The sequence below is a fragment of the uncultured Nostoc sp. genome (assembly GCF_964245445.1).
In the GTDB taxonomy this organism is placed as follows: Bacteria; Cyanobacteriota; Cyanobacteriia; order Cyanobacteriales; family Nostocaceae; genus Nostoc.
Map to the genome: position 1 here is coordinate 1 of NZ_CAXTNE010000169.1, position 10136 is coordinate 10136.

At 40.1% G+C, this 10136-nt stretch carries 10 protein-coding genes and 2 pseudogenes; 4 read left to right on the top strand and 8 right to left on the bottom strand.

The window, feature by feature from the left end:
• A partial coding sequence (locus ACFE90_RS24125) for a LysR substrate-binding domain-containing protein (protein WP_375505001.1) occupies positions 1-742 on the top strand: 742 nt, incomplete at its 5' end.
• Between the two features lie 305 nt (positions 743-1047).
• Positions 1048-1320, top strand: a complete 273-nt coding sequence (locus ACFE90_RS24130) for a hypothetical protein (protein ID WP_375505002.1) — start codon at positions 1048-1050, stop codon at positions 1318-1320.
• 253 nt (positions 1321-1573) lie between these two features.
• Here the strand turns inward: ACFE90_RS24130 and ACFE90_RS24135 are convergent, their stop codons facing one another.
• The 4 genes and pseudogenes from ACFE90_RS24135 to ACFE90_RS24150 form a co-directional block, all read right to left on the bottom strand.
• Complete coding sequence (locus tag ACFE90_RS24135; protein ID WP_375505003.1) at positions 1574-1834, bottom strand: hypothetical protein; 261 nt, start codon at positions 1832-1834, stop codon at positions 1574-1576.
• A gap of 602 nt (positions 1835-2436) precedes the next feature.
• Entirely contained in the window at positions 2437-2610 is a 174-nt protein-coding gene (locus ACFE90_RS24140; RefSeq protein WP_375505004.1) for a hypothetical protein, read from the bottom strand.
• Positions 2611-2885: pseudogene (locus ACFE90_RS24145) on the bottom strand (HU family DNA-binding protein).
• Positions 2886-3437: 552 nt separating this feature from the next.
• Positions 3438-4376, bottom strand: coding sequence for a HEAT repeat domain-containing protein (locus tag ACFE90_RS24150; RefSeq protein WP_375505005.1), 939 nt, complete (start codon positions 4374-4376; stop codon positions 3438-3440).
• Between the two features lie 352 nt (positions 4377-4728).
• Here ACFE90_RS24150 and ACFE90_RS24155 point away from each other — a divergent pair, with 352 nt between their 5' ends.
• Together ACFE90_RS24155 and ACFE90_RS24160 are read left to right on the top strand one after the other, a co-directional pair.
• Positions 4729-5349, top strand: coding sequence for a DNA-3-methyladenine glycosylase family protein (locus ACFE90_RS24155; protein ID WP_375505006.1), 621 nt, complete (start codon positions 4729-4731; stop codon positions 5347-5349).
• Positions 5350-5438: 89 nt separating this feature from the next.
• Entirely contained in the window at positions 5439-6059 is a 621-nt protein-coding gene (locus tag ACFE90_RS24160; protein ID WP_375505007.1) for a class I SAM-dependent methyltransferase, read from the top strand.
• 89 nt (positions 6060-6148) lie between these two features.
• Here ACFE90_RS24160 and ACFE90_RS24165 read toward each other — a convergent pair whose 3' ends face one another.
• The 4 genes and pseudogenes from ACFE90_RS24165 to ACFE90_RS24180 form a co-directional block, all read right to left on the bottom strand.
• Positions 6149-6520 (bottom strand): hypothetical protein, encoded by a 372-nt coding sequence (locus ACFE90_RS24165; RefSeq protein WP_375505008.1) that lies wholly within the window; start codon positions 6518-6520, stop codon positions 6149-6151.
• Positions 6521-6664: 144 nt separating this feature from the next.
• A complete protein-coding gene (locus tag ACFE90_RS24170; protein ID WP_375505009.1) occupies positions 6665-7663 on the bottom strand; it encodes a hypothetical protein in 999 nt (332 codons plus the stop codon).
• 263 nt (positions 7664-7926) lie between these two features.
• Positions 7927-9382, bottom strand: a pseudogene (locus tag ACFE90_RS24175) (IS66 family transposase).
• A gap of 73 nt (positions 9383-9455) precedes the next feature.
• Positions 9456-10136: tetratricopeptide repeat protein (locus tag ACFE90_RS24180; protein ID WP_375505010.1), on the bottom strand; the 681-nt coding region annotated here is incomplete at its 5' end.

Genomic DNA, 10136 nt, shown 5'->3' on the forward strand with positions numbered 1-10136 from the left:
ACAAGTACAACTAACAGAAGCTGGTAAGGTTTTTTTACAAGAGGCTTATCAACTACTGGTGCAACTAGAAACAGCAGTAGCGCTGACTCAAAGGACTGGAAGAGGTGAAACAGGTCAACTCCGAATCGGATTTACTAGTTTGGTAATTTACGACCTATTACCCTTGATTTTGCGGCAATTTCGTGACCAATTTCTGGAAGTAGAACTAGTCTTACTAGAGTTAACTACAAGTAAACAGGAGCAAGCACTGAGAGATTCACTGATCCATGTGGGTTTTGCTCATCCACCTTTGGAAGATGACACACTATGTTATAAGTGCATTCACAGGGAAACCTTAGTTGTGGCTTTGTCCTCAACTCATTCATTGGCTCAAAAAGAACACATCTGTGTGCAATCACTTTTAAGTGAACCTTTGATCATGTTTCCCCGCTATTTAGCGCCAGGACTTTATGATCGCATCATGAGTCTTTTTCAGCAGAAAAACTTCAAACCTAACATTACTCAGGAGGCGATTCAAATGCAAACAATTATTGGACTAGTCTCGGCTGGAATGGGTGTGGCAATTACACCATCTTCTTTACAGAATCTTCAAAGGTCTGGTGTAGTTTATCGTCCTATTGTTGAAGAAGTACCTGTAATAGAAACTGCTGTGATCTGGCAGCAAAACAATTTAACGCCTATTGTAGAGAATTTTTTACAATTTACTCAAAAAGCTATTAGTAAGTTTCAAGAAAGACAATAAGGGTAAATTGAATTTAAAGATTCGGACTGTCTTGCTTCCTTATGAGTGGAAATCTTGGGTATGTATGGCGACAACAACAGAAGTATTTATTAACTTTATTTACAATGTTTTGGTTAAAAACTGGAGCATCTTTTGGATGTCATCGCCGAAAACCCTTTTATTTAGAAATTTATCGCCCAATTACGCACCCTCTATCCTAAATTATTATTAGTTCTTAAGCTTATTGTGGCAGGGTAGCAGAACTATATTGCTATAATTTCGCCCACTATGACCCTGTTTTTAAACGCTCTCAGAAGGAGATTGGGATGAATACAGCCGCACACGAAGTTGCCCTTGACTATACGAACACCGCCCAAACCGAGAAAACAGAAGAGATATCCCCAACCGCGCTCGATGAGCAGTATGATACTGCCACCATAATGGGCGGACTCTACGGCGACAGGATCATTGGGTTGAAAGGAGCGTTTGAGCCGACGTGGGCAGATCGCCTCGGTGAGGATATTGAAATTCTCTTGGAAGAAGCGCTCGCACGTCCTGTCTACAGCCTCGGCAACGTTGGATACAAGAGCAACAGTTAGAATTACTTGATTAGCATCCATTGTTTACTGGTAAGTGTCCAGGGTGTGGTTACGAGTTTGAGCCTGATTACACCTCAAGAATACATTAGGATTGCCCGAACCCAGAGTGCGGTTGGATGGATGATTCTGTGTAAGGTGCGATCGCCCAGGCGCGTTGGTGTAGCCATCCATCGCTCTTTCTTACTTCCTTGCGCTTAATGCCTGCTTGCTCAGTTGCATCACAATATTTTGGGGTAATGGGTCTATGACAGCATCACGTTTGCAGTGATTGGATAAAAGCTGTTACCTCTTGCTGGGTTTTGTATTTCCCCTCACTCCAAGTATCAGCAATCTGTTTCGCTACCCGGTCAGCATCATCTCGATTGACATGGGCGGTAATACATTGAATATCATTACCTGTAAATGATATCCATGTCTGCCAAAGTCCCGTAACTGGATGCTGAACAATCCCTGTAGTCAGTTCATTTTCCTCAAGAACTGGTTTTTTCTTTGGGCGACCAAATCCTTTAAACATGGCAATATTGAGTAAACGCTACTTTAAAATGCCCAAAATCAAAACTGCGATCGCGCTTTCATGTAACATCTACAATCCCACACTCACGTTGTCCCTACTGTTGCCACATGCGGACTGAAAAACAGCGAGAGCTAGGGCTTTACATCGGATTAGATTGCTAGTGGTAAAGCAATGCATCTATGGCGCTACTTTTTCCGCAACTGCTTCCCAGGGGAAAATCCAGCCACTATCTAATAATTACTAATTCGTAATTCGTAATTAATTCATAATTGTGTAACTATCAGAATAGTTGTAAAAACTTTAAAGTTAAACAATTTTCTCCATGCGCTCGTTACTCTTTCAAAACTTAAAGCTGACTATTCCTACAGCTTTATTATTTACGGTTCTTGGCTATATTCTAAGTCTATTTCTGAGTTTTCTTACCAATCCACAAGCAGCAAGATGGCAATTCCATCTAGAATTCGGGACTGAACCCCGAAACCTTCATGAACTTGCAATTTTTCAAGCTCAGGCAGCATTCTCCGGTACAGCGCTCGGAATTCTAATAGCTCAAACAACTTTTTTTGTATATGTAAGTAAATTTGGACTCAGCAATCGTAGCACTAAGCAGTAATCGTAAGCGATGTTACTCGACTTGCCGCTTGCGCGTCTACGCGCTTCCATAACATCCGCAATTCCGCACTCACATTCCCCCTATCGTTGCCATATCCTGTCTTGAGATCAACAAGTGCTACAGAGGAAGCAGCGATTAGATTGACAGTGGTAAAGCCATTCATCTATGGCGCTACTTTTTCTTTAAACTGTAACAAGCAGAGAATGCAGGCACTTTGGTCGCTGGAATAGTCATTGGCTCATTGGTTTTGGGATTACGCCCTTCACGTTCTGAGCGATCGCGTCGCTCGAATGAGCCAAACCCAATCAGCGTTACCTTATCCCCATTAGCTACAGCCTCGGTAACAACTGACAAAAAAGCACTAATGACTTCATCAGCTTGCTTTTTTGTGATGTTAGTCTTTGCCGCTACAGCATCCACTAGTTCGCCTTTGTTCATAAATCACCTCAAAGCATTGCAAATAAGGGAAATTTAGCATTACTATCTCTGATTGGTAAAGGGTGAAAAGTAATAACTTTCTCACAACACATGAAAATTAACAGCTAGAGCTTACTATTATGCGACTGGTGGGGTTTACTCTCCTTCAGGTCAGCTTTCACAACAAGCGGGCCACGATTTACTTTGACGACGGCAACCAAATAACCATACAGTTGAACCAGCAGGTAATTACTGACTCAAACAATATTGAAGGTTTTGGAAAAATAGGGCAATATCCTAAATAGTATATTTAGTGTTGGGTTGGTATATGACAATGACTGCCTTGGCAGCAGTAATAGTCAATTCCAACAGTCAAATCAGCTAGACGGGTTGTGGAAAATTAGTTTGGAGTGAATACCTCCCTTTAAAGTAATACCAGCGATCGCAAAAGATGACTAATCTAAGTGCTATTGCTCAAAGCTTTGTAGAACTCCCCCCGACAACTACTAACAGCAACCAACGCTCTCCCTAATGGTTTTGGGTGAAAAAAGTAATACACCATTTTTGAACTCCCTATTGATTAGCTCTTTGTTTACTAGCCTGATCAACTCGCTGCCACAGTTCACGGTCTTCTCGATAAATAGCCAACGCTGCAATCGCATCTTTTGCATCGATATTTTTTCCTTGAACCACTAGTGAGATCAGAAAATCTATTGCTTTATTTTGTCGCAGCATTGCAATTGCGAGTAACAATGTGCGACGAAGTTCTACGTTTATTGTTTGCTGCCAGCAATTTCTGAGAAGATCAAATGCTTCCTCTAATCGTGATTCACCCAACGTCAATGCTGCTAACTCACAGATTTGCTCCTTTGGGTCAAAAAGAAAACCAGCAACTATTGCAAGTGAATCAGTTGGAGCTAGTTGTAACAAAGCACTCAAACACTCCGAAATCACCTCTGGTGCTTGATCGCCTATACGGGTTTTCAAACGAAGTAAAGGTACACCTTGGGGATTTCCTGTGTAGGCGATCGCTTTTGCAGCAGCAACTCTTGCTTCTGGTTTAGGATCAGCCAGTAAATCAGCTAATTCGTTCATGACATCTGAGTAGTTCATTCTCACCAGACCTAAAGCACATATACCCCGAAGATGGGCAGCAGTATCTTCAAGTCCTCCCCATACTGGCTCCATCTGAACATGTCGAATCCCTTTTAAAAAAAGGTTTTCATCACTGTATTCTAAGTGATACAGTGTTTGTGCTATCTCTTTCTTGGCAAGACAATTTTGGTCTACTTGTGCGGGTTTGATCATCATTCGTGCAAAAGCTTCTACAAGATCAGCAACCAACTCAGTGATAGTAAATTCGCCAACTATCTTGGCTGCTTGGGCAACAGCCATAGAATATTTACTCTTGAGGACTTGGCGTAAAATTATGATCCCTTCTTCACTTGTCGAATGCTGTCGAATTTGGGCAAGAATAGATAAAGTTTCTTCTAGTTTTTGTGATTTTGGCATATATCATCCCACAACTAGGCACTCTATTTTGGACTTAAAGCATTTACCATAAAAGTAGGGAATTAGAATTTGTCAAAGCGCATTCCTCACTTTTTAACTACGAATTGTTAACAAATATTACTGCACCAAATAACCACAAAGCTCTTGATAGTTCGCTTGTACTATAATACCATTAACCATTTCATTTTTTAACAAAGTCTGGGGGTTTAACTTTCCTGCTTCTATCATGCAGCTCGTTTTGATACTTAAGCTAAATTCCCGTTACTTTCACATAATTGCAAATTGTTTTAATGTCCTTGTGAATGGATGATTCAATGAGAGGGCAAACGCTTAGGTTTTAGCTGATAAACTAATGGATTATTCAATTGCGATTACAACTCTCAAACATTCAGATCCTATCTTGGCAAGGCTAATAGAAATTATTGGAGATTGTAAACTCTATCAAGTACAACAAACTGGAGACTTGCTCTTTTCCCTATCTCGGTCAATTCTTTACCAGCAAATTTCCGGTAAGGCTGCTCTTAGCATCCATAGAAAATTTTTGCAACTTTATCCTCATAGCCCTTTCCCTACAGCTTTAGATATCCTCAACACCCCAGATGACGTTTTGCGAGGAGCAGGTATTTCACGCCCCAAAGTTTTGTATTTGAAAGACCTTGCCCAAAAAGTTTTAGATGGATTGCCTACGCTAGATCAATTGCAGGCAATGGAAGATGAATCAATTATCTCAGCTTTAACACCAATAAAAGGCGTTGGGCGTTGGACGGTGCAGATGCTGCTTATGTTTCGTTTACATCGGCTTGATGTTCTACCTGTTGATGACTTAGGTATTCGTGCAGGGATTCGCAGAGTTTATAGTTTAGCAGAGCTTCCTAATAAAAAGACTGTAGAAGATTTAGGACAAATGTGGAAACCCTACCGTTCTATTGCCTGTTGGTATCTGTGGCAAGGTTTAGAGATAAAAAATAACTAAGCAATAGCAACAATAATCCACTGTTTTACAGGTTTCCTCGCTCAACGTCCCTACTAAGCATAAAATTAAATTGTTAAGGATTAATAATTATGGGGTTGTACTCGCGAGTTATCTTTCCACGTCTTCTCGACTGGAGTTTGTCAGTTCCAAACTTAGCTAAATATCGTCAGGAATTGTTAGCCGATGTAACAGGAGAAGTTCTGGAAATTGGTTTTGGAACTGGATTAAATTTGGCTTACTATCCTTGTAGTATTCACAAAATCACTACAATTGACGTGAATCCTGGAATGAATGCTTTGGCAAACAAGCGGATTAGTGACTCTGGTATCATAGTCGAACAACTCCTGCTATCAAGTGAAAATCTCCCGATGCCAGACAATACATTTGATAGTGTGGTCAGCACTTGGACTTTGTGCAGTATTGCAAATGTACAGCAAGCACTCCAAGAAGTTTATCGAGTACTAAAACCGGGCGGTAGATTCTTTTTTGTGGAACATGGGTTGAGTGATAAACCTAGCGTACAGGTTTGGCAGCATCGCCTCACACCAATTCAGAAAGTCCTAGCCGATGGATGTCACCTGAATCGAGATATTCAAAAATTGGTAGAACAGCATTTTGACCATGTAGAGCTAAAGCAGTTCACACCTGAAAATTTTTCTTCTTTGATAGCTCATCTCTACTTTGGATGTGCAACTAAGAAAGCATTGTAATTTTTGGCGGTAAGGCAATATCTAATAATTACTTACGAAAGCCATCAATGCAATCCTATAATTTCTACGACTTCGTGCCAAATTTCCCACTAACACCCCATCCCATCACTCCAATAGCCCACATCAGAAAGCCTTTCGCCAATAAAAAAGAGAATCGATTGGGGAGGCGATGGACTACGCCCCGTAAGAGCGATCGCGTCCCTTCCCTCATCTCCAGATTTTCTTATCCAGCACCTTATCATCGCTACCACTAGCAAGAACTTGACCATAGGGGAAAGGGTTAATGCACGAACAGGTGCAGTATGCCCTGATAAAGTTAATTTCAACCACTTTAGTTGTTCAGTCTTTGTAGTGGTATGAAGTGTACTCCCTATAAGTGGAAAAGTAGCAATTATGCTAAAGGGTGTAAGTAGGAAAAAACTAACTAATGGTAAGGTTTTAAATAAGATGGGGAATTTCATGGTGATATTAGACTTCTTGCAGATGTGGGGTAAGGGGTGAAGGGGAAAGCGGCAATAGAATTACCTTTACCCTTTCCCTCTCTTACAAAAATAGTTTTGTAAGAGGTCTATTGATTAATTTATTTTTCCTTTTCCTATTTACAGTTATTGAAAAGATTGAGAGTAAGGTTCTAGAAGTATTTTACTGCGTCCATAATCTATTGTAGTACGAAAGTTTTTCAAAAAAGGCTCACCTATCAAAGCATCTACATCTGAATCAAGTGGCACTATTGCTAATCTACCAGTATCAAATTTGAAGCCATTTATATTGCCATTAGTACTTGGTATATTTTCATTAAAGATTGTTCCAGATGCTAATTCAGTTTTTGATTGGGTACGTGGATAATTTGCAAAATATTTTTGTGCAAATTTAATATTGACTGCTAACCTCATAGTATTACCAGTATCGAATTGAAAACGAACTGGATGGTTGGCTAATTGACCTATTACTATCAAATTCCCGTCATTCCAAACCATATCAACTAAATAACCTTTTACACCTTGATTTTTGGTTATATCATAGTCTCTATCTCGTAAAACTATTTCTTGTTTTTGATAATCAATGGTCAAGACAAGGTTTTGAAAAACAGTATTACCTAATATAAATTCATTAATGCCTTCTGTTTCTGCTATGGAAATTTTCTGACCATCGGCTTTCTCTACTATTTTTTCTGAAATTGTAGGTATATTCTCTAGCTCAAAACCACCTAATTTCATGTTTGGTGCTAATACCCATTCCCCTAGTATGCGATGTTTACCCCCAATCCCAAGCATTTGAACTTGTTTTCCTGTCGGCTTTGCTTTCAAGTTCAATGTTTGAGGCCATGAAATGTATATCGCACCAGTATCAATAACACAGTTAACTTGTTTACCTGCCCAAAGTGCTTGTACATATATTAAGCCTTTTTTTTGAGTGAAAGGCACTCGAACTTCTTTGTATTGCTGTTGTGAATTTAATCTCCATCTGGCTGTAGCGAAAAGTTGACTAAGGTTTATTTGTGTATTTTTTGTTTGATATAAATCTCTAGTCTGGTTAGAAACGCTTATAACTAAGCTTAATAAAATCAGGACTATAATATATGGATTTAGCAAATTTTTCTTCATAATATTTCACAAGATTTAATCTGCTCAAAGTAACGGATGCCGTAAATACTACAATAGTATTCGGGGTTGCTTTGAAATAGCTCGTAAGTCATTTCCTAAGTTAATTTATCTCCAATCATTCTTCTTCATCTGTCACATTACTGTATGCTGAATCATCCACAGCCAATACAGGCTTGCCCATAGCAGCTTCAATTTTGGTAAGTATCATCACAATAGACCTCTTGCAAAAGTCACTCAGGAAGATTTTATGTAAGGATTCAGGTCTAATATTTAGGAAGCAGGGATGGGACAGACAGATAATTATCGTAATTAGCCAGCAGTGCTTGTGCAAAAAAATCAATCACAGACCGACTTTGACGACGGCAGGTTTGCACCACCGTCAACAGATGGGCAGTGTGTTTAAACCTGTCCATTGAACGGGAACCACCACTAATCTTACGTTTTGTCACAGCCAAACGCAGCGAGCGTTCAGCCTGATTGTTATCAGGAGGAACTTCAGGGTTTTCCAGGAAATACCACCATTGAGAGGCTTTATCTCGTAAAGAATGTAAAAGATTTGCTGCTGTAGCTCCTGCTAAATCAATCCACTGATTGAGTGAGGATTGCAACTTAAATTTGAATTGAATGATCCAATCGTTGTAACTGAAGGAGTCAAGAGTCTCAAACCCGAAGAGCATAATTATTAAAGGCTTCATCAATTAAATCAACAAACGTTTCGCCAATAGCTTGGTTGTGAAGACCTGGAATTAAGATTAACTTTTTGAAGTGACGGCGTAGATGAGCTAAACATTTCTGTTGGGCAAAAACCTGATAGCCATTGTAAACGCTAAAATCGTCGCTGCTGAGTACTCCTGCATATTTAGCCCCTAAAATTGTTGATAATTCGACTCTAGAACGAGTGTCAGCCGCAGTAAACAGGCAGAAATCAGAATTGGCAACTACCCACAACCATTCTTTGACTCCTTTAACTGACCAAGGTGTTTCATCCACATGAATGTTAGGTTGTGTCTGTTTTACCCAATTACTTAACTCACTAACGCTCGGTTCAATTGCTTGAGTTATTCGTTCATTGGTTGTTACTAGAGTTCCTAAGCCAATTTCAATTTGCCCCAATTCCCATAACATTTCTTGCTGTTTTTCATAGGGCATATGTGCATAATTGTTTAACCATACACAAAACGCCTGTAATCTAATCCCCAAATCTTGTCCTGGGATTATATCTTGTGCCCAAGAGGCTGTTTGTGCATTTCCACAACACTCACACACGCACCTATGACGTTGATACTCAACTATTTCAATAGGACGTTCTACTAGCTGTGCAAGCGTGTGTTTTTCTACTTTCACTGCTACAGGCGCAAATGCTTTTTGACCACAGTAAACACAATCCGTAGGACGTAATATTTCAAAACGATCTACTCTGCCAAAACCCTTACGCGTTTTTCCGTGATGCCCTGGTTGTCCTCCTGGTTTCCTTTTCGGAGCCTTACTCTCAAGAAGTTTATCCTGCTGTTTGTTCTCTGTTTTTTTGAGGATATCTCCCGATGGTGGTTTCGATGATGTTTTACTGTCTAAATCTCTACTGACCTTGAGTTTCTCTACTTTTTCTTCTAGTTCTAAAATTCTGGAGTTCAGTTTCTCTATGGCGATCGCCTGCTCAACAATTATATCCACCAGTTGTTTTGGAGCTAACTGGAGAAGGGTTTCACGCTCTAATTTCACAAGAGGTCTTTTCCCATAATTGTGATATTCCGTCTCAGATGTCACATTTGTCAATACCTCTTGACCTGAATCCTTACTCATAATCTTCAATAGCTCGTTGATGTTCGGGTTTTTGCAAAGAAGAGTACGCAATTCCTCTGTTAATGTAAGCATCGACATTGTTAGGATCTATCTTGAGTGCCTCTTCATAATCTTTGATTGCCAGAGGATATTTTTTCTGTCTGTAGTAATTTGCTCCTCTATTAACGTAAACCTTGGCTTTTTTTACATTAGTGGAACTTTTAGCAAGAATGTTGGGAAAATTCTTAATATATTCGCTGTCAGCCTGCTCACTTCCCCTAGTGTAGTAGTCTTCAGCGATCGCCTGTGAGGATGGAAGAATTACAGTAGGGGGAGATGTAGTAGGAAAAGGGATCGTAGAAATTGGAGATGTAACTGAAACTGGTACATCGTCACATAGATGGCGATCGCTCTCACTGACATTGGGGTTGTTCTGCAAATTGTTACGCACGGGAACAGAAGCCTGCTGCATCAATTCATCGAATGATTCAATCGGCCACAACTTAACAGTGCCATCTTTTCCTGTGGTAATCAAAACCTTACCATCTCGGCAAAAACTTACTTTCTTGACTGAACCTGGATACGCTTTCCATGCTGCAAACGGCTTACCCGCCCTCAAGTCATCCTGCCAGTTCCACAACTGCACCATGCCATCCTCTCCAGCACTAGCCAGTAGCTTGCTATCCGGACTGAA

Coding starts and splice junctions, on each gene's coding strand:
- ACFE90_RS24130 (WP_375505002.1), top strand. CDS start 1,048: ATGAATACAGCCGCACACGAAGTTGCCCTTGACTATACGAACACCGCC.
- ACFE90_RS24135 (WP_375505003.1), bottom strand. CDS start 1,834: ATGTTTAAAGGATTTGGTCGCCCAAAGAAAAAACCAGTTCTTGAGGAA.
- ACFE90_RS24140 (WP_375505004.1), bottom strand. CDS start 2,610: ATGAATGGCTTTACCACTGTCAATCTAATCGCTGCTTCCTCTGTAGCA.
- ACFE90_RS24150 (WP_375505005.1), bottom strand. CDS start 4,376: ATGCCAAAATCACAAAAACTAGAAGAAACTTTATCTATTCTTGCCCAA.
- ACFE90_RS24155 (WP_375505006.1), top strand. CDS start 4,729: ATGGATTATTCAATTGCGATTACAACTCTCAAACATTCAGATCCTATC.
- ACFE90_RS24160 (WP_375505007.1), top strand. CDS start 5,439: ATGGGGTTGTACTCGCGAGTTATCTTTCCACGTCTTCTCGACTGGAGT.
- ACFE90_RS24165 (WP_375505008.1), bottom strand. CDS start 6,520: ATGAAATTCCCCATCTTATTTAAAACCTTACCATTAGTTAGTTTTTTC.
- ACFE90_RS24170 (WP_375505009.1), bottom strand. CDS start 7,663: ATGAAGAAAAATTTGCTAAATCCATATATTATAGTCCTGATTTTATTA.